The sequence below is a fragment of the Oerskovia sp. NPDC057915 genome (genome assembly GCF_042887685.1).
Lineage (GTDB): Bacteria > Actinomycetota > Actinomycetes > Actinomycetales > Cellulomonadaceae > Oerskovia.
In genome coordinates this window covers 50748-76726 of sequence record NZ_JBHVOS010000012.1, presented here as the reverse complement: position 1 = coordinate 76726, position 25979 = coordinate 50748, and the positions used below count along the sequence as shown (strand labels likewise).

24 protein-coding genes and 1 tRNA gene are annotated in these 25979 nt (G+C 73.4%); 14 read left to right on the top strand and 11 right to left on the bottom strand.

Features of this window, described 5'->3' with window-relative positions; all coding sequences use genetic code 11:
• Nucleotides 1-38 precede the first annotated feature (38 nt).
• The gene (locus ACFVQ3_RS09910) at nucleotides 39-1229 is read left to right on the top strand and encodes an acetyl-CoA C-acyltransferase (protein ID WP_387638143.1); all 1191 of its coding nucleotides are present in this window, start codon (nucleotides 39-41) and stop codon (nucleotides 1227-1229) included.
• Between the two features lie 164 nt (nucleotides 1230-1393).
• Nucleotides 1394-2731: a hypothetical protein gene (locus ACFVQ3_RS09905; RefSeq protein WP_387638141.1), complete on the top strand. Its 1338-nt coding sequence runs from the start codon at nucleotides 1394-1396 to the stop codon at nucleotides 2729-2731.
• 27 nt (nucleotides 2732-2758) lie between these two features.
• Here ACFVQ3_RS09905 and ACFVQ3_RS09900 read toward each other — a convergent pair whose 3' ends face one another.
• Nucleotides 2759-3451, bottom strand: coding sequence for a GntR family transcriptional regulator (locus tag ACFVQ3_RS09900; protein ID WP_387638139.1), 693 nt, complete (start codon nucleotides 3449-3451; stop codon nucleotides 2759-2761).
• A 131-nt stretch (nucleotides 3452-3582) separates the two neighbouring features.
• Complete coding sequence (locus ACFVQ3_RS09895) at nucleotides 3583-3753, bottom strand: hypothetical protein (RefSeq protein ID WP_377677888.1); 171 nt, start codon at nucleotides 3751-3753, stop codon at nucleotides 3583-3585.
• Between the two features lie 96 nt (nucleotides 3754-3849).
• Between ACFVQ3_RS09895 and ACFVQ3_RS09890 the strand changes: the two genes are divergently transcribed.
• Together ACFVQ3_RS09890 and ACFVQ3_RS09885 are read left to right on the top strand one after the other, a co-directional pair.
• The gene (locus ACFVQ3_RS09890; RefSeq protein ID WP_387638137.1) at nucleotides 3850-5169 is read left to right on the top strand and encodes a nucleotide sugar dehydrogenase; all 1320 of its coding nucleotides are present in this window, start codon (nucleotides 3850-3852) and stop codon (nucleotides 5167-5169) included.
• A gap of 25 nt (nucleotides 5170-5194) precedes the next feature.
• Nucleotides 5195-6532: a glycosyltransferase family 2 protein gene (locus ACFVQ3_RS09885; RefSeq protein ID WP_387638135.1), complete on the top strand. Its 1338-nt coding sequence runs from the start codon at nucleotides 5195-5197 to the stop codon at nucleotides 6530-6532.
• On the opposite strand, the gene ACFVQ3_RS09880 is transcribed toward ACFVQ3_RS09885, so the two are convergent.
• Nucleotides 6522-7238, bottom strand: coding sequence for a response regulator (locus tag ACFVQ3_RS09880; protein ID WP_387638132.1), 717 nt, complete (start codon nucleotides 7236-7238; stop codon nucleotides 6522-6524). The two genes, ACFVQ3_RS09885 and ACFVQ3_RS09880, sit on opposite strands and share 11 nt — an antisense overlap.
• Complete coding sequence (locus ACFVQ3_RS09875; protein WP_387638130.1) at nucleotides 7235-8092, bottom strand: sensor histidine kinase; 858 nt, start codon at nucleotides 8090-8092, stop codon at nucleotides 7235-7237. The genes ACFVQ3_RS09880 and ACFVQ3_RS09875 overlap by 4 nt, the downstream gene beginning before the upstream one ends.
• Nucleotides 8093-8222: 130 nt before the next feature.
• Here ACFVQ3_RS09875 and ACFVQ3_RS09870 point away from each other — a divergent pair, with 130 nt between their 5' ends.
• The 4 genes from ACFVQ3_RS09870 to aztD all read left to right on the top strand — a co-directional run bounded on the left by ACFVQ3_RS09870 (nucleotide 8223) and on the right by aztD (nucleotide 11971).
• The gene (locus ACFVQ3_RS09870) at nucleotides 8223-8936 is read left to right on the top strand and encodes an ABC transporter ATP-binding protein (protein WP_387638128.1); all 714 of its coding nucleotides are present in this window, start codon (nucleotides 8223-8225) and stop codon (nucleotides 8934-8936) included.
• Entirely contained in the window at nucleotides 8933-9721 is a 789-nt protein-coding gene (locus tag ACFVQ3_RS09865) for an ABC transporter permease (protein ID WP_387638125.1), read from the top strand. Before ACFVQ3_RS09870 ends, ACFVQ3_RS09865 begins: the two co-directional genes overlap by 4 nt.
• 20 nt (nucleotides 9722-9741) lie before the next feature.
• The gene (locus ACFVQ3_RS09860; RefSeq protein WP_387638122.1) at nucleotides 9742-10467 is read left to right on the top strand and encodes a hypothetical protein; all 726 of its coding nucleotides are present in this window, start codon (nucleotides 9742-9744) and stop codon (nucleotides 10465-10467) included.
• A 229-nt stretch (nucleotides 10468-10696) separates the two neighbouring features.
• Nucleotides 10697-11971: a zinc metallochaperone AztD gene (gene aztD / locus ACFVQ3_RS09855; protein ID WP_387638119.1), complete on the top strand. Its 1275-nt coding sequence runs from the start codon at nucleotides 10697-10699 to the stop codon at nucleotides 11969-11971.
• Nucleotides 11972-12075: 104 nt separating this feature from the next.
• Here aztD and ACFVQ3_RS09850 read toward each other — a convergent pair whose 3' ends face one another.
• The 5 genes from ACFVQ3_RS09850 to ACFVQ3_RS09830 all read right to left on the bottom strand — a co-directional run bounded on the left by ACFVQ3_RS09850 (nucleotide 12076) and on the right by ACFVQ3_RS09830 (nucleotide 16571).
• Entirely contained in the window at nucleotides 12076-12543 is a 468-nt protein-coding gene (locus ACFVQ3_RS09850; RefSeq protein ID WP_387638116.1) for an NUDIX domain-containing protein, read from the bottom strand.
• Nucleotides 12544-12546: 3 nt separating this feature from the next.
• Nucleotides 12547-13515, bottom strand: coding sequence for a polysaccharide deacetylase (locus ACFVQ3_RS09845; protein ID WP_387638113.1), 969 nt, complete (start codon nucleotides 13513-13515; stop codon nucleotides 12547-12549).
• Nucleotides 13516-13857: 342 nt separating this feature from the next.
• Nucleotides 13858-14811 carry a signal peptidase I gene (lepB, locus tag ACFVQ3_RS09840; RefSeq protein ID WP_387638110.1) on the bottom strand — a complete coding sequence of 318 codons (954 nt, stop codon included), beginning with the start codon at nucleotides 14809-14811 and terminating at the stop codon, nucleotides 13858-13860.
• A gap of 122 nt (nucleotides 14812-14933) precedes the next feature.
• Nucleotides 14934-16232 carry an AAA family ATPase gene (locus ACFVQ3_RS09835; protein WP_387638108.1) on the bottom strand — a complete coding sequence of 433 codons (1299 nt, stop codon included), beginning with the start codon at nucleotides 16230-16232 and terminating at the stop codon, nucleotides 14934-14936.
• A gap of 252 nt (nucleotides 16233-16484) precedes the next feature.
• Nucleotides 16485-16571 (bottom strand) — tRNA-Ser (locus ACFVQ3_RS09830).
• A gap of 313 nt (nucleotides 16572-16884) precedes the next feature.
• Between ACFVQ3_RS09830 and ACFVQ3_RS09825 the strand changes: the two genes are divergently transcribed.
• From ACFVQ3_RS09825 to ACFVQ3_RS09815, 3 genes are read left to right on the top strand one after another with little or no spacing between them, the layout of a single operon-like run.
• The gene (locus tag ACFVQ3_RS09825; protein WP_387638105.1) at nucleotides 16885-17532 is read left to right on the top strand and encodes a DUF4956 domain-containing protein; all 648 of its coding nucleotides are present in this window, start codon (nucleotides 16885-16887) and stop codon (nucleotides 17530-17532) included.
• Nucleotides 17529-18386: a polyphosphate polymerase domain-containing protein gene (locus ACFVQ3_RS09820; RefSeq protein ID WP_387638103.1), complete on the top strand. Its 858-nt coding sequence runs from the start codon at nucleotides 17529-17531 to the stop codon at nucleotides 18384-18386. Before ACFVQ3_RS09825 ends, ACFVQ3_RS09820 begins: the two co-directional genes overlap by 4 nt.
• Entirely contained in the window at nucleotides 18386-20530 is a 2145-nt protein-coding gene (locus tag ACFVQ3_RS09815; protein ID WP_387638100.1) for a carbohydrate-binding domain-containing protein, read from the top strand. Before ACFVQ3_RS09820 ends, ACFVQ3_RS09815 begins: the two co-directional genes overlap by 1 nt.
• A 119-nt stretch (nucleotides 20531-20649) precedes the next feature.
• Here ACFVQ3_RS09815 and ACFVQ3_RS09810 read toward each other — a convergent pair whose 3' ends face one another.
• Nucleotides 20650-22359 (bottom strand): glycosyl hydrolase family 18 protein, encoded by a 1710-nt coding sequence (locus ACFVQ3_RS09810; protein ID WP_387638097.1) that lies wholly within the window; start codon nucleotides 22357-22359, stop codon nucleotides 20650-20652.
• 335 nt (nucleotides 22360-22694) lie between these two features.
• On the opposite strand from ACFVQ3_RS09810, the gene ACFVQ3_RS09805 reads away from it, so the two are divergent.
• Nucleotides 22695-23546, top strand: a complete 852-nt coding sequence (locus tag ACFVQ3_RS09805) for an NAD-dependent protein deacetylase (protein ID WP_387638094.1) — start codon at nucleotides 22695-22697, stop codon at nucleotides 23544-23546.
• A 48-nt stretch (nucleotides 23547-23594) separates the two neighbouring features.
• On the opposite strand, the gene ACFVQ3_RS09800 is transcribed toward ACFVQ3_RS09805, so the two are convergent.
• Nucleotides 23595-24026, bottom strand: coding sequence for a nucleoside deaminase (locus ACFVQ3_RS09800; RefSeq protein ID WP_377677010.1), 432 nt, complete (start codon nucleotides 24024-24026; stop codon nucleotides 23595-23597).
• 156 nt (nucleotides 24027-24182) lie between these two features.
• Between ACFVQ3_RS09800 and upp the strand changes: the two genes are divergently transcribed.
• Nucleotides 24183-24818 (top strand): uracil phosphoribosyltransferase, encoded by a 636-nt coding sequence (upp, locus tag ACFVQ3_RS09795; RefSeq protein WP_056644908.1) that lies wholly within the window; start codon nucleotides 24183-24185, stop codon nucleotides 24816-24818.
• Nucleotides 24819-25136: 318 nt separating this feature from the next.
• Nucleotides 25137-25817, top strand: coding sequence for a winged helix-turn-helix domain-containing protein (locus ACFVQ3_RS09790; RefSeq protein ID WP_387638091.1), 681 nt, complete (start codon nucleotides 25137-25139; stop codon nucleotides 25815-25817).
• Nucleotides 25818-25979: the final 162 nt, after the last annotated feature.

Sequence of the window (25979 nt, the reverse complement as noted above, 5' to 3'; positions counted from 1 at the left end):
ACGGCGCCGGGTCCCCTCCTTCTCCCACGGAGCAGCTCATGAGCAACGACGCCCACGTCCCCGTCCTCCTGCACGGCGCGCGCACGCCGTTCACGCGCTTCCAGGGCGCGCTCGCACCACTGTCCGCGAACGAGCTGGGCGCGCACGCGATCCGCGGCGCGCTCGACGCCGCGGGCGTCGAGGCGACCGACGTCGACGCCGTCATCATGGGCCAGGTCATCCAGGCGGGCGGCGGTCAGGGGCCGGCCCGCCAGGCCGCGATCGCCGCCGGGATCGGCTGGGACGTCCCGACCGTCACGATCAACAAGCTGTGCCTGTCAGGACTGACGGCGATCATCGACGCGGCGCGCCTGGTCCGCACGGGCGAGGCGTCGGTCGTGGTCGCGGGCGGCCAGGAGTCCATGACGAACGCGCCGCACCTCGTGCTGGGGTCGCGCAAGGGCTTGGCGTTCGGCGACGTGACCATGGCGGACTCGCTCACGCACGACGGCCTGCGCGACCCGTTCGACGGCCAGATCATGGGTGAGGCCACCGACCGCGGGTGCGTGTCGCGCGGCATCGGCCGCCCCGAGCAGGACGAGTACGCGGCCCGGTCGCACACCCTCGCCGCTGCGGCCCGCGCCGAAGGGCGGCTGGCCGAGGAGATCGCGCCCGTCACGGTGCCGCAGCGCAGGGGCGAGCCCGTCGTCGTGGCCGAGGACGAGGGCATCCGCCCGGGCACCACGGTCGAGGCGCTCGCAGGGCTGCGCCCCGCGTTCGTCGAGGACGGCACCATCACGGCCGGGTCGTCGTCCCCGCTGTCCGACGGCGCCGCGGCGGTCGTGGTCGTCAGCAAGGCCTTCGCGGTCTCGCGCGGCCTCACGTGGCTCGCCGAGATCGGGTCCGCGGGCCAGGTCGCGGGCCCCGACAACTCGTTGCACTCCCAGCCCGCCCGCGCGATCACCCACGCGCTCGAGCGCGAGGGCATGAAGGCCGACGAGCTCGACCTCGTCGAGATCAACGAGGCCTTCGCGGCCGTCGCGCTCCAGTCGGTCGCCGACCTCGGGATCGATCCCGCGGTCGTCAACACCGACGGCGGAGCGATCGCCCTGGGCCACCCCGTGGGCGCCTCGGGCGCCCGCCTCGCCCTGCACCTGGCCCTCGCCCTCCAGCGCCGCGGGGGCGGCGTGGGCGCCGCCGCGCTGTGCGGCGGCGGCGGCCAGGGCGACGCGCTGATCCTGCGCGCCTGAGTCGTTCCTCCTCGCGTCGCGCGGTGCTGCCTCACCGCGCGACGCAGCGGCCCGCCCGGACCTCCTCTCCGTCCGGGCGGGCCGTTCCTTCCTGCCCGACGGCGCCCCCGTCCACCGTGCGCGCCCCACCGACGTGCGTGGCGCCGTCGTGCGACGATGAGCCCGTGCCCGAGACCACCGCCGCCCGGCCCGCCTCGACCGGACGCCGGTTCCTCGCCTGGGCGCTGCGCTCCCCCTGGGCCCTGGTCGCGGGCTTCGTGCTCGTGCACGCCTGGCTGATCGTCGACGCCCTGACCTGGGGGTACCGGATCTCGGGCGACGTCCAGCTCTACTGGTACTGGGCCCGCGCGGGCTGGGACCGCGGGATCTGGCCCGTGCTCGACTACGACTGGGTCTACCCCGTGGGTGCCCTGCTCCCGGTCGCGGCCCCCGCCGCCGTCGGCACGTCGTTCGAGGCGTACTACGCGCAGTTCCTGGCCCTGATCGTCGTGCTCGACGCCGTCGCGCTCTGGTTCCTCGCGCGCCTGCCGGGCCGCGGCCGGATCGCGGCGTGGTGGTGGCTGCTGTTCCTCGTCGCCCTCGGACCGATCTTCCTGGGGCGCCTCGACGGCGTGGCCGGGGCGCTGCTGGTCGTCTCGCTCGCGGTCGCGGTCCGCCGGCCCGCCGTCGCGACGGCGATCGCGACGTTCGGCGCCTGGGTCAAGATCGCGCCGGGAGCCGTGGTCGTGGCGCTCCTGACGACCGCGAGGCGCCCGTGGCGCACCGTGATCCTGCCGGGCGCGGCCGTCAGCGTGGTGGTCGTCGCGCTCTCCCTGGCGGGCGGCTCGGGTGCACGGGTCCTCGGGGTGTTCGGCACGCAGGACTCGCGCGGCCTGCAGTCCGAGTCCGTCTTCGCCACCCCGTTCGGCATCCTGCGGCTCATCGACCCGCGCTGGCGGGTCTGGATGAACCCCGACATCCGCACCCTGGAGATCCTCGGCCCCGGCACGACCACGACCGGCCGGCTCCTCGACGTGCTGCTGCCGCTGGCAGTCCTCGCGATCGCCGCGATCTCCTGGTGGGCCGTCCGCCGCCGGCCGGAGGTCCGCACCGACGTGTTCCTCCTCGCGGTGACGGCGCTGCTGCTGAGCCTCATCGTGTTCAACAAGGTGGGTTCGCCGCAGTTCGTGGCGTGGATCGGGCCGCCGGTCGCCGTCGCGATCGCGCTCGCCGGTCCGGGCGCACGGTCGGTCTGGTCCCCGCCCGCGCTCGCCGTCCTGGGGACCGCGGTGCTGACCCAGGTGCTCTACCCGGTCGCCTACTGGGAGTTCATGGTCGGGACGCCGTGGATCGTCCTGCTCACGGCCGTCCGCAACGTCGGGCTCGTGGTGCTGTTCGTCGGAGCGGTGGTCCGGCTCGTCCAGCTCGGGCGGGGCGCGTCGGTGAGCGCAGCGGCGACCGACCTGGCCCACGGCGAGGTCCCGGTGCGCCGTGAGGACCCCGAACCGACGACGACCACGTGACGGGGGTGCGTCGTCGGGCGCTCCCGGTCAGGCGAGCAGGCTCAGGTGACCTCCCGCGCGCCCGGCGTCGAGGAGATGCTCGACGGTGAGCCGGTAGTAGGCGCGCACGGTCGCCTGCAGGAGCTCGGCGTCGTCCTCGCGGACGGCCGTGGCCATGCCTGCGAGGTCCTCGGCCAGCTCGAGGTGCGGGAGCCGGTCGTTGTGCAGGGTGAGCAGGCGGTGCACGTGGGGCCGCAAGGACGCGGCGGTCCTGGCGAGCACGTGGTTGCCCGCACGGTCGACGAGCAGGTCGAGGAACTCGATGCCGTAGAGCCGGTATTCCTCGGCGCCGTCGCTGAGGGCCGCGCGGAGCTGGTGCTCGCTGAGGTCCTGGATCCAGGCCGTGTCCTGGTCGGTGAGCCGTGGCAGGGCGAGCCTGGCGGCCAGTCCCGACAGCTCGGCCAGCACCTGGGCGACCTCGGTGAGGTGCACGGGGTCGAGCTCGGTGACGCGGCTGCCCCGGTTGACCGCGATGCGCAGCAGGTCGATCTCGGCCAGGCGCCGGAAGGCCTCGCGCACCGGGGTGCGCGACACCCCGAGCACCGTACCGACCTCGGACTCCTTGACGACCTCGCCCGGCGCGAGCTCGCCGGACACGATGGCGTCGAGGAGCACCTCGTAGACGCCGTCGACGAGAGCACTGGACACGGTCAACGGCCGGTCGAGCGGTTGCAGCGGCACGATTCCTCCTTCGGGGTCGTCTCGAGACTAGGCGGTCGACGGCAGGGTTCCCCACCGACGTCCGGGCGCGCGACTGTGAGATGACCCTGGGGCATGCCGGGGAACGGCGTCAGCACACCCCACGGGTCGCCTCAGCGTGCGCCGGACTCCTTGCGTGCACGGCTGCGCAGGCGCAGCATGACCGCGCCGGCGACGACGAGCGCTGCGGCAGCAGCGATCATCCAGCCCAGGCCGGCCTGTGCGCCGGTCGTCGCGAGCACCAGCACGCCACCTGTCGTGGCCATCGGCATTCCGTCGCTCATGATCTCTCCCCTCCTCCCCTCTTGTAGGTGTACGTGTATACGTGCATACTAGAGGAGTCAGCAACGAGAGCACAACCCCGAGAGAGAGAAGCCGCCATGACCGCCCCGACCATCACCCGCCGCCGGCCGACCACGACCTCGCGTCCGACGGGACGCGCGGTCCACGACCTCGCGGTCGTCGGCCTCGGCTACGTGGGCCTGCCCCTGGCGCAGGAGGCGAGCGTCTCCGGCCTCTCGGTCGCCGGGTTCGACATCAGCGGGGATCTCGTCGCGGGCCTGCGGCTCGGCCGCTCCGCGGTCGACGACATCAGCGACGAGCAGGTCGCCGCCATGAACGCCACCGGCTTCGTGGCGGCGACCGACGAGAGCGTGCTGCGCTCCGCACGCTCGATCGTGATCTGCGTCCCCACCCCCCTGGGTGCCGACGGCGGACCGGACCTCACCGCGGTGCGCAGCGCGGTCGTGACCGTCGGGCGCAACCTGCAGCCCGGCACGCTCGTGGTGCTCGAGTCGACGACCTACCCGGGGACGACCGAGGACATCGTCGCGCCGCTGCTCTCCGAGCACTCGGGCCTGCGGCCCGGGACGGACTTCCACCTCGCGTTCTCGCCCGAGCGGGTCGACCCGGGAAACGGCCGGTTCGGTGTGCGCAACACCCCCAAGGTCGTCGGCGGCCTGACGCCCGCCTGCACCGAGCGCGCGATCGCCCTCTACTCCCGGCTGGTCGACCGCGTCGTGCCGGTCGCCTCGACCCGCGAGGCGGAGACCGCCAAGCTGCTCGAGAACACGTACCGCCAGGTCAACATCGCGCTCGTCAACGAGCTCGCGCAGGCGTGCCACGACCTGGGCATCGACGTGTGGGACGTCATCGGGGCCGCCTCGACCAAGCCGTTCGGCTTCCACGCCTTCCGGCCAGGTGTCGGGGTCGGCGGCCACTGCATCCCGATCGACCCCATGTACCTGAGCCACCACCTCCGCGAGCGCCTGGGCAGGCCGCTGCGCATGGCCGAGCTCGCCCAGGAGATCAACACCTCGATGCCCGAGTACGTGGCCCGCAGGTGCCAGGACCTGCTCGGCGACGACGGCCTGCCGCTGCGCGGCGCGCGCGTGCTTCTCCTGGGCGTGGCCTACAAGCCCGACATCTCCGACGACCGGGAGACCCCAGCGCGCCCCCTCGCGCAGGCCTTGAACGACCGGGGCGCCCGTGTGGAGTTCCACGACCCGCACGTCACGTCCTGGGACGTGCCCTGCACCGTGCGCGTCGACGACGAGCACCTCGCAGCGGCGGTCGCCGCCGCCGACCTCGTCGTCCTCGTCCAGCGCCACACCGCGTACGACCTGCCTGCCCTGGCGCCGACCGCGCAGCGCTTCCTCGACACCACCGGCACCCTGCCCGGCGCCACCGCCACCCTCTGACCGGCCAGCCCGAGGAGACAGTCCGATGTCCGCACAGCCCCCGCTCAGCGCCTTTCGCGTCACCGGCCGCGCCACCTGGGTCCTGCTCGCCGGAGCCGCAGCCGGGATCGCCTGGGCCGGCTACCGGCTCACCGCCGTCGTCACCGGGGGCAACCCGGTCCTGTGGGTCTACGCCGCCGGCATCGTGCTGCTCGTGTGGCAGCTCGCCGTCGCGGCGTTCGACAAGCCCTCGCGGGCCACGGACGACGGCGCCGCCCGCCTCGCCCAGGCCGAGGTCGCGGTCCTGGTGCCCGCGTTCAACGAGGACGACGAGACCCTGCGGGCCAACCTCGAGGCGCTCCTGCGCCAGACCCACCTGCCTGCCGCGATCTGCGTCGTGGACGACGGGTCGACCGTCGGCGACTACGCCGCGGTCCGCGACTGGTTCCTCGGTGCCGCGGAGGGGGCGGGCGTGACCGGCACCTGGCAGCGCCAGCCCAACGGGGGCAAGCGCAGCGCGCAGGTCACCGCCGCCAGGACGGCCCCCCATGCCGACTTCTACGTCACGGTCGACAGCGACACCCAGCTCGACCGACGTGCGATCGAGGAGACCCTCCAGCCCTTCGAGGACCCGCAGGTCCAGTCGGTCGCGGGCACCGTCCTGGTGACGAACTACCGCACGAACCTCCTCACCCGCATGCAGGAGGTCTGGTACCTGTCGATGCAGATGGTCGACCGGGCCGCGCTGTCCCGGACGGGCTCGGTGCTCGTCAACTCCGGGGCGCTCGCCACCTATCGTGCGGCAGTCCTGTGGGACAACGTCGAGCACTACCTCGCCGAGACCTTTCGCGGCCGGCCGGTCCACACGTCCGACGACAGCCTGCTGACCCTGTTCGCCCAGCAGCGCGGACGCACCGTCCACCAGCCCAGCGCCTTCGCGTTCACGAACATGCCCTCGACGTTCGACGGGCACCGCCGGCAGCAGCTGCGCTGGATGCGCGGTTCCTTCCTGCGCTCGGGCACCCGTTTCCGCAGCCTCCCCACCGACCGGTTCGCCTACTGGTACCACCTGGTGCGCTGGGTCCAGTACTCGGTGGCCACCATGGCGCTCGTCGCACTCGTCGTGTCGGGTGCGCTCCTGCACCCCGCCGCCCTGGCCATGGGCGCCGTCATCGTCGGCACCGTCCAGCTCGTCGTCGCGGCGCCGTACCTGACGCTGCGCCGCAGCGACCAGACGACCGCGCAGCGGGTCACGGTGTTCGCCTGCGCCCCGCTCGTCGGGCTCTGGTACCTCACGGTCCTGCGCGTCATGCGCTGGTACGCCATGGCGACGGTCGGCAACGTCTCGTGGGGCACCCGGCAGTCGGTCGAGGTCACCGCCTGAGCGTGCCGCCCGGCGTCGGGCGCCCCGCGGTCACGAGCCCGTGGTCGAACGCGGCGATGACGAGCTGGGCCCGGTCGCGAGCGGCGAGCTTGGCGAGCAGGTTGCCGACGTGGGTCTTGACCGTGCCCATCGAGATCGTCAGCCTCTGCGCGATCTCCTGGTTGGACAGCCCGCTCCCCACGAGCGCGAGCACCTCGACCTCCCGGCTCGTGAGGGCCGTCGGGGCGACCGCCTCGCGCGAGGGCCCGCCGTCGAGGTAGTGCGTGACGATCCGGGTGAGGATGGCCGGGGCGAACAGGGACTCACCGGCGTGCGTACGCCGTACGGCGTCGACGAGACTCTCGGGCTCGGCGTCCTTGAGCAGGAAGCCGCTCGCTCCCGCGCGCAGGGCTCCGTGGACGTACTCGTCGAGCTCGAACATGCTGAGCACGAGGACGCGTGTCGCCACGAGGTCGGGGTCCCCGACGATCCGGCGCGTCGCGTCGATCCCGTCACCACCGGGCATCCGCACGTCCATGAGGACGACGTCGGGGCGGGTCCGGCGAGCGGTCTCCACCGCGGCCTCGCCCGAGCCCGCCTCGCCCACGACCGCGAGATCGGGTGCGCCGTCGACCACGAGCCGCAGGCTGTGGCGGATCAACGGCTGGTCGTCCACGACGAGCACCCGCACCGGCGCCTCGGCCTCCGCGGAGCCCGACGCCGTCACGACCGCCCCCCGTACGGCAGGGCGACGCTCACACGGAACCCTGGCCCGCAGGGGCCCGCGACGACCGAGCCGCCGAGCGTCGCGACCCGCTCGCGCAGACCTGCGAGCCCCACTCCCGCCCCGGGGTGCGGGACCCACCCGACGGCGGGTCCCTCGTCCTCGACGACGAGCCGCAGCCCCGCGGCGTCACGGCCGAGGAGGACCCGGGCCCGGGTCGGCCCCGCGTGCCGCAGGACGTTCGCGAGGGCCTCACGGACGACCGCGCACACGCCGAGCCCGACGCCGGCCGACACGGTGAGGTCCTCGACGTCGAGCGTGACGTCCAGCCCGGCGGACCGGGCGCCCTCGACGACGCACGGGAGGTCGTCGAGCGTCTCCGCGGGACGCAGCGGGGCGTCGTCGCCCGGGCTGCGCAGGACCGTGAGCATCCTGCGCAGCTCCGTGGTCGCGTCCCGGCCGGCGCGCTCGATGTCGGCGAGCGCGCGGGCCCGCTCGGCCTCGCCGTCGGGCCCCTGCACCGTGCGCGCCGACGCGGCGCGCACCGTGATCAGGCCCAGGCCGTGCGACGCGAGGTCGTGCAGGTCGCGCGCGATGCGCAGCCGCTCGGCCTGCGCAGCCCGTTCGGCCGCCCAGGCCGTCAGGTCCTCCTCGTACGCGCGACGCTCGCGCCGGGACCGGAGGAGGGCCCACGCCAGGACGCCCGCCGTCACGGCGGTCGCGACCAGCAGGACGACGAGGGCCGTCACGGGGCGGTCGACGCCGAGCGTCGCCAACCCGAGGACGAGGCCGCCGACGAGGCCGCCCGCGATCGGCCAGACGCGAGATCGCAGCACGGGGCGGGCGGTCGTCTCCACCCTCGGAGTCTAGGGACCCGGCGGGGCCCGCACATCGGACCACGGTCCGAGGGACCACGGTCGGACGCCGAGGCTCAGGTCCGGCCCCCGGGCCGATGACCTGCACGACCCCGGCAGCTGGACTGTGGGCATGTTGACCATCGAGCACCTCGTCAAACGCCACGGCCCCCGCACCATCCTCGACCACGTCGGCTTCGAGGCCCGCCCGGGCCGGGTGACCGCGTTCCTCGGGCCGAACGGAGCCGGCAAGTCGTCCACCCTGCGCATCCTCCTCGGCCTGGATCGCGCCGACGAGGGACGTGCCCTCGTCGCAGGTCAGCCCTACCGGTCCCTGCGCGACCCTCTGCGCACCCTCGGGTCGATGCTCGACGGCTCCGGGGCGCACCGCTCCCGCACGGCCCGCAACCACCTCTCCTGGGTGGCGCGCAGCAACGGGATCCCGCAGCGGCGCGTCGACCACGTGCTCGACCAGGTGGGACTCACGGCGTCGGCACGGACGCGCGTGGGACGCTACTCCCTCGGGATGGGGCAGCGCCTGGGGCTCGCGTGCGCGCTGCTGGGCGAACCCGAGGCCCTGGTCCTCGACGAACCCGTCAACGGGCTCGACCCGGAGGGCATCCGATGGATCCGCGGCCTGCTCCGCGCGCACGCCGACGCGGGCGGCACGGTCCTGCTGTCGAGCCACTTCATGGGCGAGGTCGCCGACATCGCCGACGACCTCGTGATCATCTCGCGCGGGCGGGTCGTCGCGGACGGGACGCTCGACGACGTGACCCGTCGCCACGACACCCTCGAGGACGCGTTCTTCGCGCTCACGAGCGATGGCCGGGAGACCGTCCGATGAGGGCGTGGAACGTGCTCGCCGCAGAACTGCAGAAGCTGTCGGCGCTCCCCGCGGCGTGGACCGGGGCGGCGGTCGCCGTCCTCGGGACGGCCGCGCTGACCCTGCTCAACGCGGTCGGGGTCCGCGACGCGCTCGTCGCCGGACGCCCCGAGGACTCGGGCTACGGCTCCGCGTTCGACACCGCGTTCGCGTCCATGCCGATCGGGACCGTGGGGGCGGTCGTGATCGGCGTGGTCGCGATGAGCAGCGAGTTCACGGCGAACAGCCCCGACGCCGGGGGCGGACGTCAGATCGGCACGACGCTCGTCGCCGCCCCGCGCCGCGCGGGCGTCCTGGTCGCGAAGGCCGCCGCGGTCGTCCTGCTCGTGCTCGCGACCGCAGCCGTCGCGGTCCCGGCGAGCGTCGCCCTCGCCGAGGCGATCATCGGCGCCGCCGCGACCTCGACGGTCCCGACCGACGAGGCCGTCCGACGCTGCCTCGGCGCGGCCCTCTACTGGACGCTCACCGCGCTCCTCGCCCTGGCCGTCACGGTCTTCACGCGCAGCGGCGTCGTCCCGCTCCTCGTGCTCGTGGTCAACAGCTCGCTCGTGTCGGTGTCGCTCCTGCTCACGATGCTGACGCCGGCCGCGCACTGGCTCCCGGACATGGCCGGGCGCAGGCTCTTCGGAGACGTCGACACGGTCGCCGGCGGGCTGGCGGCCGGGCCCGGGGCGCTCGTCATGACCGGATGGGCCCTGGTGCTCCTCGTGGTCGCGGGCGCCTGGTTCTCGCGGCGGGACGCGTGAGGGCCGTGCCCGTGCGGGCCGTGGGACTCCCGTCCGTCGTCGTCGCGGAGCTCGACAAGCTCCGCACGCTGCCCGTCACGACCCTCGCCGTCGTGGGGACCGTCGCGGTCGGTGCCCTGATCGCCGCCGCGCAGGCGTCCGCCGCCGCCGACCAGGACCTTCCCGGCTCGGCGGTCGACGTCACGCTCCGGACGGTGCCGTTCGTCGTGGCGGGTCTCGTGCTCGTCGGGGTGCTCGCGGTCTCGCAGGAGCACGCGGGCCGCCAGATCGCCACGACGCTCGCAGCGGTGCCGCGGCGGGGAGTGCTCGTCGCGGGCAAGAGCGTCGCGGCGGCCGGGGTGGTCGCGCTCACGGCGATCGCGACGCTCGGCGCGTGCGTTGCTGCGGCCACGGTCACGCAAGGCCTGCTCGACGCGCCCGTCGCGGCGGACGGCGCCGGAGCGGGGGAGCTCCTGGGGGCCGCGGCCTACCTCGTGGTGATCGGGGTGTTCGCGCACGCCGTGGCTCTGGTCGTGCGTCACCTCGTGCCCGCGCTCGTCGGTGTCCTCGCGCTGGTCCTCGTCGTGTCCCCGCTGCTCGCGGGTGCGACCGAGCACGCGCGCTGGTTGCCCGACCGCGCCGCGGCGACCTGGTTCGACGCTGGTCCCGGCGCGCTCGACGGGCCGACGGCGACGTTCGTCGCGCTCGCGTGGGTGGTCGTCGTCGGCGGCCTGGGAACGTGGCGGGTCCTCGTGCGCGACGCGTAGCGGGCGGAGCAGGGCGAGGCGGGCGGCGCTACACGGCGCGGCGCGGCGCGTGGCGGGGCGGTCGGGCGGTGGCGGCGGCTCCGCCCGGCGCACCCGGGATCGCTCGCCATCGATTGATAATGAGAGTGGTTCTCATTCTCTGCTACGGTGTGCGAGGTCCGACGCTCCTGCGTCGGGACCGATCCACCTACCGGAAGGACGGTGGGACCCGTCGGGGTCCCGTGACGCCATGACCAGCACCAGACACCGCAGCCTCGCCCTGGGGATCGCCCTCGCCCTGCCCGCCGCCGTCCTCGCCGGCTGCGCCACGGGCGAGGGCTCCCCCGCCGCCTCCGACGCGGCAGAGCACGACCACGAGCACGACGAGCACGAGGAGGGCGGCCACGGGACCGAGGCCGCGACCGACACCCCGCGCATCGCCCTGACCTACGACGGGGGCGTCGTCGTGCTCGACGGCACGAGCCTCGAACAGGTCGCCGACCTGCCCGTCGACGGTTTCACGCGCCTCAACCCCGCAGGCGACGAGCGCCACGTGATCGTCTCCGCGGGCGACGCGTTCCGGGTCCTCGACCTCGGCACGTGGGGAGAGCCGCACGGCAACCACTCGCACTTCTACACGTCCGACCCGGCCTTCACGAAGGTCGAGTTCGCCGCGAACCACCCCGGGCACGTCGTCCGCCACGCGGGCCGCACGGTCCTGTTCAACGACGGCTCGGGGCTCGTCGAGTCGTTCGACCCGCACGACCTCGCCGACGGCGACCCGAAGACCACCACCTACACGACGCCGTCCCCGCACCACGGTGTCGCGGTCGAGCTCGAGAACGGCGACCTGCTGGTCACCGACGGCACCGAGGACGCCCGGTCGAGCGTCGTCGTCCTCGACAGCGGACGCCACGAGATCGCGCGCACCGACGCCTGCCCGGGGGTGCACGGCGAGGCCGTCGCGTCCGACGAGGCCGTGGTCGTGGGCTGCCAGGACGGCGTGGTCGTCTACGCGGGCGGCGAGCTGACCAAGATCGCGTCGGCGGACGCGTACGGCCGCATCGGCAACCAGGCCGGCTCCGAGGAGTCCACGGTCGTCCTGGGCGACTACAAGACCGACCCCGACGCCGAGCTCGAACGCCCCACCCGCGTCTCGCTCGTCGACACCGTGAGCAAGCAGATCACCCTGGTCGACACGGGGGCGAGCTACTCGTTCCGCTCGCTCGGCCGCGGCCCGCACGGTGAGGCCCTCGTCCTCGGGACCGACGGGTCGCTGCGCGTGATCGACCCCGCCACGGGTGCGATCACCAGCACCATCGCCGTGACGGGCGCCTGGACCGAGCCCGACGAGTGGCAGGCCCCGCGCCCCACGCTCTTCGTGCTCGACCACACCGCGTACGTGACCGACCCCGCGACCAAGGCGGTGCACGCGGTCGACATCGAGTCGGGCGAGGTCTACGCGAGCACCACGCTCGACGTCGTCCCCAACGAGCTGACGGGGGTCACGGGCCTCCCGGAGTAGGACGGCCCTCGCAGGCTCTCCGTGCCCGACGGCGCAGCGCGCCCCGGGCGACCACCTCACGACGGAGAGGTGGTCGCCCGGGGCGCGCTCCGTCGTCGGGCAGGTCAGGGGCCCGCGAGAACCTCCTCGAGGCGGTCCAGCAGACCCACCTGGCCCGCGACCACCAGCTCGCGCGCCCTGGCGAGCGGCACCCACGCCACCCGGTCCAGCTCCGGGAACGACGCCCGGCGACCCGAGCGCGGCGGCCACTCCATCTCGAACGTGTTGCTCACCACGGTGCTCACGTCGAAGCCGGCCCGGCGCGCCCACGCCCTGACCGTCTTGCCCGCGCGCTGCCGGACCTCGCCCAGGTCGACCTCGGGGCCGTCGGGCGGCGGCGAGCCCAGCTCCTCGGTGAACTCGCGCACCGCGGCGTCGTGCGCGTCCTCGTCGGCGGCGAGCTCACCCTTGGGGATCGTCCACGCACGCTCGTCCTTGCGCGCCCACAACGGCCCGCCCATGTGCCCGATCAGCACCTCGACCACGCCGTCGTCCACGACCCGGTGGAGCAGGAGCCCCGCGCTCGTGACCACGGCTCAGTACACCGCGGGCCGGGCCTGGAGCTCGGCGAGCACCGCCGGGTCCTGCAGGTTCATCCAGGCGATGACGTCCTGGTAGGTCGCGCAGATCGTCTCGGGCTTGCCGCACGTCTCGAGCATGAAGTCCTTGACCGCCGGGTTGAACGCGTTGCCGCTCCACTGGTTGAAGTGGTTCGCCACGAGGACCGGCGCACGGTTGCCGGTGAACGCCGCCGTGTACATGTGGCGGTACGTCTCGAGGACCGCGGCGTGGATCTCCGGGGCCCGCTCGGGCTGGTTCTTCGCCTTGTTGAACTTGTACCAGAAGTTGTAGTCCATGGCCATGACGCTGCCGAGCGTCGGCGAGGCCGTGGTCTGCATGCGGAACTCCCACACGCCGTACTCCTGCTTGGGCCACGCGATGCCGCTGCCCGGGATCGACGAGTCGTACGTCAGCCCGTGCGCGGCCCAGGCGGGAGCGATCTGGTCCCAGTTCCCCTCGAGGCACGGCGTCCGGCCACCCTTGACCTCGGACGCGGGGATCGCGAGAGGCGGCGTGCCCTGCAGGCCGTCGATCTCCTGCCAGCCGTTCCAGAAGCCGAAGAACTGGTCGAGCTCGCTGTTCCAGTCCGCCGTGGACCACGAGCCCCCACCCGGCGGGTTGTCCGCGCAGAAGTGCCCGTTGTAGTGCGTCCCGATCTCGTGCCCCTCCATGTACGCCGCGTTGAGGTCGCCCACGAGCGTCGTCACGGTCGCCGCGTCACCCCCGAAGCTCACCGACGCCTTGCCCGTCGGGTGCCCGGGCCCCGTGTACGCGTCCCGGTGCTCGTCCGTGAGGAGGTAGATGCCCGTGAGGAACCCCGTGAACCGCGCGTCGACCTGCGCAGCCGCCTCACGGAACTCGGTCCAGCGGTCGTGCCACCCGGCACCGTCGAACGAGAAGATGACGAACTGCGGCGGGTTCTCGCCCGGCGCGAGCCTCGTCATCGGCACGTTCGACGCGGCGCGCGTCGGTGTGGGGGTCAGCGTCGGCGTCGGGCTGGGGGGCGGGGTGGGCGTCGGCGTGGGCCCCTCCGACGGCGAGGCGCCCGCGGAAGGGCGCTCCGGCGTCGGGCCCGGGGACGCCGAGGGCGATCCCGTGCAGCCTGCGACCACCGCCAGGGCGGCCACCGCGACCCCCACACCGAGCGCCACGCGGCGCAGTCCTCCGACAGGTCGGGTCGAGCTCCAAGACACGGGCAGTCCTTCCGCGCGCGGGCAGTGCCCCCACGCTAGGGGATGCGAGGCCGGAGCGCCCGGGCGGCGTGGTCGTCGTGCAGGGGACGTCGCTCAGGGCTCTGGGACGTCCTCGAACACGCTGCCCGGGTTGCGCATCAACGCGACCCTGTCGAGCGGCCACACCTTCGCGACCGCGGTGCCCACCACGTTGTCCATGGGCACGAACCCGTGCCCCGGCTTGTCGGTGTTGTAGCGCGAGTCGCCCGAGTTCTGACGGTTGTCCCCCAGGACGAACAGGTACCCCTCGGGGACGGTCACGTCGAACGGGATCTCGCTCGGGGCCGACCCCGGCTTGATGTACGTCTCGTCGATCGGGACACCGTTGACCGAGACCCGACCCTGCGCGTCGCAGCACGTCACGTGGTCACCCGGCAGGCCGATGACCCGCTTGATGAGGTGCTCGTTCGCGTCCACCGGCCGGATGCCGATGAACGTCAGGAACGTCTCCCCAGCCTTGACCAGGCCCGTCGACTCGTCCTGCGGCTGGCTCGCGAGCCAGCCGCCCGGGTCCTTGAAGACCACGACGTCACCACGGTGCACGTCGAGGAAGCGCGGGACCAGGCGCGACGCCAGGACCCGGTCGTCCTTGATGAGCGTGTCCTCCATCGACTCGCTCGGGATGACGAACGGCTGGACCAGGAACGTCTTGATGAGGAACGAGATGATCAGCGCCGCGACGACGATGATGCCGACCTCGCGCACGAACGACCAGCGGCTCCTGGTGGGGGTGGGGTCGTGGTGCGCGCCATGCTCCGTGTCGTGGTCGCCGGGCGCGTGGGACGCGGCGGGGCCGACGGGCGCGGCAGACCGGGCGGTGGCGGCGTCGGCGGCGTCGGTGGCGTCGGCGGCGTCGGCAGGGTGGCCGCCGTGCGCGGCTGGCGCCGCTCCCTCGCCTCTGTCCGGTGCGGACCGCCGCGGGAAGACCGAGTCGGCGTCGGGTGCGGCCGCGAACGCGCCCGACGGTCTCGGTTGGTCGTCTGCGCTGTCGGCGTCGTTCGAGGTCACGGGGACACTCTTCCACCGATGGGCCCGACCGGCCGGTTCATCTCGGGCGGGCCGGACATGTCGCGACCGCGTGAGGGGACCCGGCGCCCCCCGGGGGCTCGTGACGACGCCCGACGGTCACGTCAGAGGTACTGCCCGACGTCGGCCTGAGGCTTCCACCGTCCCGACGTGGCGACGTCCCGCAGGGCCCGCTCGTCGAACGACGTCCCCAGCTCGAGCACGGCCCGGCGCGCAACCTCGCGCAGGTCCGAGCCCGTGCACCCGTCGAGGAGACGCGCGGTCGCGCCGAGGTCGAGGTCAAGGCCGAGCGGGTCGAGGTACCGCTCGAGGATCGCTACCCGCTCCGCGACGCCCGGCCGAGGCAGCGCGAGGATCGTGTCGAAGCGTGCGGTGCGCTGGGCGGCCGGGTCGATCGACGCAGGATCGTTCGTCGTCGCGATCGTGAAGACGTCGGAGAGCTGCTTGATCCCGTCGAGCGCCCCGAGGAAGTCCGCGAGCGCCTCGGGATTGGAGGCCTTCTCGCGGTGGCCGATGATGAGGTCCACGTCCTCGAGGATGACGACCAGCGGGCCGAACGTCTCCCCCTCGTCGTACACGTCGCGGATCGCGCTGCGCATCGTGGCCGCGTCCGCGAAGATCACCGTGAACTCGCCCTTGAGCTCGGACGCGAGGACACGCGCGAGGTGCGTCTTGCCGACGCCGGGGGGACCGGCGAGGAGGAGCCCCCGGGTCGTCCCCAGCCCCAGGCTGCGCATGAGGTCACGCTTGGACGTCGCGGCGTCGACGAAGACGTCGACCTCGCGCCACAGAGACTCGGGCAGGACGAGCGTCGAGCGGTCGACGGGCTCGGCCGCCGAGACGGACAGGACGACCGAGTGGTCGGCGAAGCTCGCCTCGAGGACGCGCGAACGATAGGGGTTGAGATCCCCCTTGGCGAGAGCCAGCAGCTCGTGCATGACGTCCTGCGCGTGCGGGCGGTGCTCGGTGCGCGAGTAGACCTTGAGCTCGCGCGAGTACGACTCGTTGTCGATCGCCAGGCAGAGCGGGACGGGTGCGATCGACCCAGGCGGAAAGTACGCGACGAGCCGCGCCGGCACCATGTGCTCGGCGACGGTCCCGATCTGGAGCGGTGCCCAGGTCGGCGGCTCGCCGTCCCCAGGGCCTCCGACCTCAGCGACGCCGTGCCGCTGCATCCGGTCACCGAGTACGTGCCCGAGGACGGCGATCCCGGTCATGGACGCGACGTGGTCGACCGCGACGAGCCCGGCCTGAGGAACACCGAGGCGTCGCGCCGTCCACGCCTTCTGGCTCACGGTCTCGGACTCACCGGCTCCCAGGAGGAGCCCCAGGGTGCGCAGCGCGTCGAGCGTCGTCGAGTCGGCGTCCCCGAGGATCCGCTCGTACTCGTCGTAGTCGTGCATCAGGCGCTCCCGCGGTGTCTGTCGCGGGACGTTCCCGGCCGGCCCATCCTGCCGGACGACGGGTCGGGACGTCGTCCCTTTTGCGGCGGACGGCCCGGTCCCGACGCCCCCGGGGGTGGGTGGGGGTGTCGAGAGAGTGCCGACGATCGTTGGCGGTGCTCGACGCGCCGACCCTCGGCGCCCGGCGCCCGCGATCACGCCCCCTGGGAACGACGAAGGGCCCCGACCACCGGTCGGGACCCTTCGTACTTGCGGTAGCGGTGAGATTCGAACTCACGGTGGACTTTCACCCACACACGCTTTCGAGGCGTGCTCCTTAGGCCACTCGGACACGCTACCCAACCGGGAAGTCCCGGCTGCAGAAGGATACCCGCTCAGGGCGTGAGGACCGAATCGGACGCCGAACGCCGCGAGCTGGGACCCGCCGTCGGGCACGAGGTAGACCCGTGTGCGCGAGGTAGACCTCCCGGAGGTCTACCTCGCACACACGGGTCTACCTCGGCGACAGGCACCGCAGGCTCCGCGACAGGTGCCGCAGGCTCCGCGACGGGCGCCGCAGACTCACATCCCCACCTACCCCGTGCCATAGCGACCTCACAGGTTCGGACGGCTCCATGGAGGAGTTCACTTCCCCGTCACCTGGAGGTCACCCGTGACCCAGCCCCCACAGCTCGCGCTGTACCTCGTCGACCTGGTCGCCGTGCTCGTCCTGACGTTCGGCCTCTACTTCCCGCGCCACCGGCGCCGCGACCTGGTCGTGGCGTACCTGGGTGTGAACGTGGGCGTGCTGGCGGTCGCCGCGACTCTCGCGAGCAGCACGGTCGGTGCGGGGCTGGGTCTGGGCCTCTTCGGTGTCCTGTCGATCATCCGGCTGCGCTCGACCGAGCTGAGCCAGCACGAGGTCGCGTACTACTTCGCGGCTCTCGCCCTGGGTCTCCTGGGTGGTCTCGGCGCGACGGCGGGCTGGCTCGGCGTCGCGGGCAGCGCCCTGATCCTGGTGGTCATGGCGGTCGCGGACCACCCGCGCCTGCTGCGCCGCCACCGCAGCCAGGTCGTCCTGCTCGACCGCGCCTTCCCCGACGAGGCCGGCCTCGTCGCCTACCTCGAGCAGCTCCTGGGGGCGCACGTCCACTCGGCGTCGGTCCAGCGCCTCGACCTGGTCAACGACACGACCCTGGTCGACGTCCGTTTCGAGGTGGCCCCGGGCGGCGGCGTCTCGGCGAGCAGCGCGGGCGACGTCGCCGCGGCCCTCGCGGTCCCGTCCTTGCCCGCCGCCCGCACGGGCCAGGTGCCGGCGTGACCACGCTCCTGCCCGACGGCGCCGCACCCGACACCCTCGTCCCGCCGCACGCGGGGTTCTCGCCCGTGTCGCTCGACGAGCTCGTCGCCTCGGCGTCGCTCCAGACCCGGATCGACCGCAAGTACGTCCTGCACCGTGCGCAGGCACGGGCCGTGCTGGCCGACCTGGCCGAGCGCGAGCCGGGCGTGCGGGTCCTCGACGTCGACGGCCGTCGGGAGTTCGCGTACGAGTCGGTGTACTTCGACACCCCGGACCTGACGAGCTTCCACCTGGCGGCGCACCGGCGCCGCCGCAGGTTCAAGGTCCGCACCCGGACCTACCTGGACTCGGGCGAGGCGTGGCTCGAGGTCAAGACGCGGGCCGCGCGCGGGTCGACCGTCAAGGACCGTGTCGCGCACGACCTCGCGGGCCGCTGCGAGCTGGGCGAGGGCCGACGCTTCGTGTCCGCGACGCTCGAAGGCGCCGCGGTCCCTGAGGCGGCCGACCTGCCGCTCGCGGCCGGGCTCGTGACCAGGTACCGGCGCGCGACGCTGCTCCTTCCCGGGGCGAGTCCCGGCGCCCCCGCGGCCCGCGCGACGCTCGACGCCGGCCTGACGTGGCTGCTCGACGAGGGCACGCCCGCGGCGTGCACCGCCGCGGTCCCTGACCTCGTGGTCGTCGAGACCAAGACCGGGTCGACGCCGTCGTGCCTCGACCACCTGCTCTGGCGCAGCGGCCACCGGCCGCAGCGCATCTCCAAGTACGGCACGGGTCTGGCGGTCCTGCGCCCCGACCTGCCGAGCACCCCGTGGCGACGTGTCGTCCGCCGCTGGGTCGAACCCTCCCTGACCACCTCTCCCGACAGGAGCACCTGATGCGACTCCGCAGACCCACCACCGTCACGACCGCGGTCCTGACCGCCACGCTCATGGCCGCCGCGCTCGTCGGCTGCACGGCCGACCCGGGCGACAGCACGGGCACCACCACGAGCGACGCCGCGTCGGCCACCACGGCGTCCGCGGCCGTCGCGGGCCTGACCCCCGAGGAGGCCATGGCCGCGAACGCCGACCCGCACTCCTCGGGGGCCGACGACGAGGACCTCACCTGGGACGAGGCCGAGGAGGTCGCGCTCTCGCTCGACGGCGACTCGGCCCAGGCCGACGGTGACGGCGTGACCGTGGACGGCTCGACCGTCACGATCACGCAGGCCGGCACCTACCGCGTCACGGGCGACCTGAACGACGGACGGCTCGTCGTCGCGTCGTCGGGGGACGGCGTGGTGCGCCTCGTGCTCGACGGTGCGAGCATCACGTCCTCGACCACCTCGGCGCTCGTCGTCGAGGACGCCGCGACCGCGGTCGTGGTCCTGGCCGACGGCTCGACGAACCACCTCGAGGCGACGGGGGCCGCCGTGGACGAGGATGCGGACGGCAGCACCGACGAGCCCGACGGCGCCCTGTTCTCCACCGCGGACCTGACGATCGGCGGCACGGGGTCGCTCGACGTGGTCAGCGCCTCGACCGACGGGATCGTGAGCAAGGACGGCCTCGTGATCGCCGGGGGTGACCTCACGGTCGACGCGGGCGACGACGGCATCCGCGGCAAGGACTACCTGGTCGTGACGGACGACGCGTCGGTCACCGTGACCGCGGCGGCCGACGGCCTCAAGTCCACGAACGCCGACGACGAGACCCTGGGATACGTCGCGGTCCTCGGCGGGACGCTCGACGTCACGTCGGGAGACGACGGCATCCAGGCCGAGACCGACGCGATCGTCGCGGACGCGACCGTGACGATCGCCGCGGCGGGCGGCCCCGGTACGGAGGTCGCCGAGGACGCCTCGGCCAAGGGCATCAAGGGCGACGTCGGGGTCGTGGTCGGCGGCAGCGCGACCGTGGACGTCTCCGCCGCCGACGACGGTCTGCACTCGAACGGCGCCGTGTCGGTCTCGGGTGGCGACATCACGCTCGCCTCGGGCGACGACGGCGTGCACGCCGACGGCGACCTCACGATCACGGCCGGCACGCTCACGGTCAGCGAGTCGGTCGAGGGCCTCGAAGGGGCCACGATCACGCTCGCGGGCGGTGACGTCGACATCACGGCGTCCGACGACGGAGTGAACGCCGCGGGCGGGACGAGCACCGACACCACGGGCACCGCCGGCACCGCACAGGACGGCGCGGCTCAGGACGGCACCCCGCCGCAGGGCGGCCAGGCGCCGGGTGACCTCGCTCCCCCGGCCGACGGCGAGCGCCCCACCCCGCCCGACGGCACGGTCCCCGGCGACGGCACGGCCGGCGCTCCCCCGGCCATGCCCGGCGGCGAGCTGCCGTCCGGCGAGATGCCTGACGGCGCAGCTCCCGGCGGGCAGGCGGGTGCCCAGGGCGGCGGCGCCCCCGGTGGCGAGGCAGCGGGCGACTACTCGCTCACGATCTCGGGCGGGACGCTCGTGGTCGACGCGGGCGGCGACGGACTGGACAGCAACGGCACGCTCGAGATCACAGGCGGCACCACCGTGGTTCAGGGCCCGACGAACGCCGGGAACGGCGCGCTCGACGTCAACGGCACGTTCACGATCTCGGGCGGCACGCTGCTCGCCGCGGGCAGCTCGGGCATGGCGGTCGCCCCGGACACCGACTCGCCGCAGGGCTGGGTCGCGGCGAACCTCGACCAGAGCGCCACGGCCGGGACCGTGGTCCACGTCCTCGCCGAGGACGGCACGACTCTCGTCTCCTACGAGGTCACCAAGGACACGCAGAACGTCGTCTACTCCTCGCCCGAGGTCACGACGGGCGCGACGTACGTCTTCCAGACCGGTGGGACGCTCGGCACTCCCGACGCCACGGGGCTCTCGTCCGACGGCAGCGCCGACGGCGCGACCCAGGCGGCGACAGCCGTCGCAGGTGAGTTCGCAGGCGGCGGCACGGGCGGTATGGGCGGTGGTGGCCGCAGGCCCGGCGCCGACGGATCGACCGGCTCGACCGACACCTCGGGCGGGACGACCACGAGCGGCGCGTGACGCCGTCGGGCACCGGGGTGCAGCAAGGGCCCCCGGGACCCGGACGCGCCAGGGGCGCCGCACCCGACGGTGCGGCGCCCCCGGCCGTCCCGGACCGACCCGGGACCTTCACGCAGGTGTCAGGCCGAGCAGGGCCGCCCCGCGTCCCACGCACCCCAGACGTTGCTCCCGGGCACCTCGCCACGGGTCCACCACTGGGCCGTGTGGTTCACGCCCGCACGGGAGACGACCGCGCCGCCCGAGTAGGTGGCCTCGAGCGAGAACGCCGGGGCGCACTTGACGACCTCGACCACGGGGGCCGTGCCGCACGGGCCGATCTTCTGCCACGGGCTGCCGGAGGTCGCGGCCGGAGCCGTGCCACGCGTCCACCACTTGGCCTTGTACTCGGCGCCGTCGTGCGAGACGACGTCACCCGACGTGTAGACCCCCGAGCCGTACCAGGGTGCGGCGCACTGCGCGCCGACCTGCGGGCCGGGCGTCGACGCGCGCAGCGTCGCGCCGAGCGTCCCACCGAGCTCGTTCTTGTAGTCGCCCGTGAGGTCCCACCACATGGCGCCGCCGAAGCCCTGGACCGCGAGCCACTCGGCCTTCGCGTTCACGGACGCCTTGTCGTCGTAGGACCACCACTGGTCGCCGTCGTAGCGCCACGAGGCGCCGACCTTCGGGTCGAAGTACGCCTTGCCGACCGTGCGGAGCTCGGAGTACGTCTTGGTGCCGACGTAGCCGGCGGCGGGCTTCCACCCGGCGCTGCCGTCCGCGACGCCGTACCAGCCGTGCCCGTACGCCGCGAGGCCCAGGTTGAGCTGCTGCGGGTCCGCTCCCGCCTTGGTGTACATGGCCATGACGCCGTCGAGCGCCAGGCCCCAGTTCTCGGTGCCGTCCGGGTGCAGGTTGCCCTGGTGGCCCGTCTTGTTCGGGACCCACCCACCGTGGAAGTCGTACCCCTGGACGTTGAGGAAGTCGACCACCGCGAACAGGCGCGGGTCGAGCCAGCCCTGCCGGGCGTTCCCGCCGCCCGCGGGGGCGAACCCGGTGAGCAGGTAGTCCTGGCCGTTCTGGGCGCCCAGCGTGTCGAGCGAGGTGCGGAACTCCTCCATGAGGAGCAGGAAGTTCTCCTTGTCCTCGGGCCGGGCGTTCGCCGTCTCGCCTCCGGTGACGGGCCACTCCCAGTCGATGTCGATGCCGTCGAAGATGCCGGCCGCGGCGCCAGGGCCGCCCTTGTCACCGATCTGAGGCAGGTTGCCCCGGATGTAGATGTCGAGGCACGAGTTCACGAGCTTCGTGCGCCCCTCGGCCGTGGACGCTGCCTCGGAGAAGTTGTCCGACCAGGTCCAGCCGCCGAGCGACACGAGGATCTTGGTGTCAGGGCTGACGGCCTTGAGCTTGCGGAGCTGGTTGAAGTTGCCCGCGAGCGCCTGGCCCGCCTTGTCGGCCTTGCCGTCGACGGACTGGTTCGCGGGCACGAGGCGCAGGAAGTCGTTCTGCGCGTCGCCCTCGCCGGGCACCTGGTTGATGTCGCACACGAGGTCGGTCGTGACGTTGCCGAACGCGTAGTTGAGGTGGGTCAGGTCCTTGATCGCGCCGGTCGACACGAGGTTCGCGACGTGGAAGTTGCGCGTGATCGGGCCGTCGGCCATGAAGTAGCCGACGCTGCGGTAGCCGTTGATGTCGTCAGGGCCTGCGGACGACGAGGTGGTGGCGGGCTTGGCAGAAGTGACGGACTGGGTCGTGGCGGCCTGGGTTGCCGGCGCCACCACGACGGATGCGGCGAGGACCGCGGCTGCGGCGATCGCCACCGGCGCGAGCCGGCGTCTGGGTGTGTCTTGCATGTGAGGGCCTCGTTGCTCTCCTCCGGGCACGCCCGGAACTTTGTTCGGACGCCTCGCACAGTAGACCTTCGGGGAACCTTTGCCAAGGGTCTTAACCAATCCGCGGGCGTGTTGCGAGATACGCCCGAATTGCCCGTTGGACGGGTGTCCTACTCGGGCTATTGCCGCAGCCCAGCGACGGTCCTCGGAACCAGGGCCCGCCCTCGCGGCCCAGCCCCTCTCACGCGGGGATCTCGCCCGAGGTTCCCCCCGGTACCCGCCGGGCCCTGTACCGGGCGCCGCACCTCACACCGTTCCTTGTGGAACCGCTCCTGCGGCCGTCGTACGCTCGGATCGTGCCCCCGCTGACCCCCGTGACCCCGCAGACCGGCCCCACGATCGACGACGTCGTCCACCTGCTGCGCGGCAAGCGGCTCACGGCCCTGACGGGCGCGGGCATCTCCACGGACTCCGGCATCCCCGACTACCGCGGCCCCGACTCTCCTCCTCGCAACCCCATGACCTACCAGCAGTTCGTCGGGGACGAGGCGTTCCGCCGCCACTACTGGGCGCGCAACCACGTGGGCTGGCAGCGCGTGCACCGCACGCACCCGAACGCCGGGCACAAGGCCCTGGTCCGGCTCGAGGAGCGCGGGGTCCTCGAGGGGATCATCACGCAGAACGTCGACCTGCTCCACGAGGACGCGGGCTCGCGCAACGTCATCGACCTGCACGGCCGCTACGACCGCGTGATCTGCCTGTCCTGCTCGCGCGTCATCTCGCGGGAGCACCTGGCCGACCGCCTCACCGAGCTCAACCCGCACTTCCTGGAGAGCATCGGCGACCTCGACGACGTCGAGACCGCGCCCGACGCCGACGCCGTCATCGAGTCGACCTCGCACTTCGTGCCCGCCGCGTGCGAGTTCTGCGGCGGCATGCTCAAGCCCGAGATCGTGTACTTCGGCGAGAACGTGCCGCGCGAGCGGGTCGAGCGGGCCTTCGCCCTGGTCGACGCCGCCGACGCGCTGCTCGTCGCCGGATCGTCGCTGACCGTCCTGAGCGGGCTCCGGTTCGTCAAGCACGCCGTGAAGACCGACAAGCCGGTCGTGATCGTCAACCGGGGCGCGACCCGGGGCGACCCGCTCGCCACGATCAAGCTCGAGGCCGGGGTCTCCGAGACGCTCGAAGAGCTCGCGGACAGGCTCTGACGCCGCTGGTCGGCGCGGTGCTCGCGCCGAGGGGCCGGCACGGCCTCCTCAGCGCTGCGTCTCGAAGAATTCGCGGATGAGGTCGCCGCACTCGACGTCGCGGATGCCGCCGACGACCTCGACGCGGTGGGGGTTGCGGCGGTCGCGCACGATGTCCCACACGGAGCCGCACGCGCCGGCCTTGGGGTCCCACGCGCCGAGCACGAGCCGCTCGACGCGCGCGAGCGTGGTCGCCCCCGCGCACATGGCGCACGGTTCGAGCGTCACGACGAGCGTGCACCCCTCGAGGCGCCACGAGCCGAGCGTCGCGGCGGCCTGGCGCAGCGCGAGGACCTCGGCGTGCGCGGTGGGGTCGCCGGTCTCCTCGCGCCGGTTCCGACCGAGGCCCAGGAGCCGCCCGTCGGGCCCGACGACGAGCGCCCCGATGGGCACGTCGCCCGTGGCGAGGGCGTGGGTCGCCTCGTGCAGCGCGAGCCCCATGAGCTCGTCCCACACGGCGCGGCGCGCCACGACGGTGTCGGGCGGGAACGTTCCGGTCGCCCAGGGCAGGTCGAGCCCGACGGGACCGGGATCTGCAGCGGGGGCGACGTCGTCGGGGACCATGCTCCCGAGGCTACCGGGCGGTACCCTCGAACCATGCGCCTGCACGTCGCCGACCACCCGCTGGTCGCCCACAAGCTCACCGTCCTCCGCAACAAGGACACCGCCTCCCCGACCTTCCGCCTCCTGGTGGACGAGCTCGTGACCCTGCTGGCCTACGAGGCGACGCGGGACGTCCGGGTCGAGCCCCACGAGGTCGAGACCCCGGTCACCACGACGGTCGGCGTCCGGATCGCCGAGCCGCGCCCGCTCGTCGTCCCCATCCTGCGCGCGGGCCTGGGGATGCTCGAGGGCATGACCCGCCTGCTGCCCACGGCCGAGGTCGGCTTCCTGGGGATGCAGCGCGACGAGGAGACCCTCGAGGCCGTCACGTACGCGAACCGTCTCCCGGACGACCTGACGGGTCGCCACGTGTTCCTGCTCGACCCGATGCTCGCGACCGGTGGGACGCTCGTCGCGGCGATCGACTACGTGTTCGAGCGGGGTGCGCGCGACGTCACGGCCGTGTGCCTGCTCGCGGCCCCCGAGGGCATCGAGGTGCTCGAGAAGGCGATCGGCGACCGCGTCGACGTCCAGCTCGTGGTGGCCGCGGTGGACGAGCGTCTCGACGAGAAGGCGTACATCGTGCCGGGCCTGGGCGACGCGGGCGACCGCCTCTACGGCGTGGTCTGAGACCGCCGTCGTGGGCGCGGCGTGACCGGTCCGCCGGACCGCTCGCGCCCACGATGCCCGACGGCGTCGCGTCCGTCCCATTTTCGCGTCTCACCCCGTGAGATTCTTGGCGCTTGGCCTTGGCGACCCACCGCGTCGCTGCCATGCTCGCCACGTGACCTCCTCGCTGACCTCCCGAGGCGCCGACCGGCGCCCGAGCGTCAGCATGCCCTCCAGCGTCTGTTGTCCGGCCTGACTCCCTCAGCCCCCTGACAACCCTGCCGACCGTCGTCGGCGCCGCTCCGGCCCAGCCGTCGAGCGGGAACCCTGGAGCATCCCATGGCCACCCTGACCCAGAAGACCCCTCGCCCGCACGCACCCCACCGTCGCACCCACCCCGGCTTCGTCCTGTACGTCGGGGTCGACGCCGCGACCGGGGAGCACCCGCAGGCCGAGCTCGTCGAGCTCGCCGAGGCCCTCGGCGAGCTGGCCCGCGAGTGGCTGCCCGACGCCGAGACCTACACGGCGCTGACCCTGTCAGAGCCCGCGACGGACCGGCACGAGCTCCTCGTCGACGAAGGACGCCGCAAGGTGCGCGGCCGCAGCGCCGCGCGGCGGGCGGAGATCCCCGTCCCGGCCCCGGACCTCGCACCCCTCGGCGACGTCGAGGCGTTCCGCGACCGGCTCGCGGCCCTGTCGCCGTTCCCGCGGGTCGTCATCGACCCTGCGAGCCGCCGCGTGACCGTCGACGGCGCCGAGCAGCGGCTCACCCACAAGGAGTTCGAGCTCCTGACGCACCTGTCCCGGTCGGCGCACCGCGTCGTGACCAGGGACGAGCTCCTGTCGACCGTCTGGGGGGCCGACGCGGTGCGCGACGGCAGCCGGACCATCGACGTCCACGTGCGTCGCCTGCGCGAGAAGCTCGGGCTCCAGCACGTCATCTCGACCGTCCGCGGGCTCGGCTACCGGTTCGACCCGCAGACCCACGTCGTCCTCAGGGGCTCGGGGGACGCCGCCTGAGGACCAGTGCTGCCGGGTCGCACGCTCGTGGTCTCGTGGGGGGATCCCGTCCGGCCCGGCAGCAACCCCGCCCTGCGGGGCACCGTCCGAGTTTGGTCGAGCGCCCCCGGCAGGGTTGGATGAGGGCGTCCGCCCGCCCCGTCCCGTGAGGTCTCCGCCGTC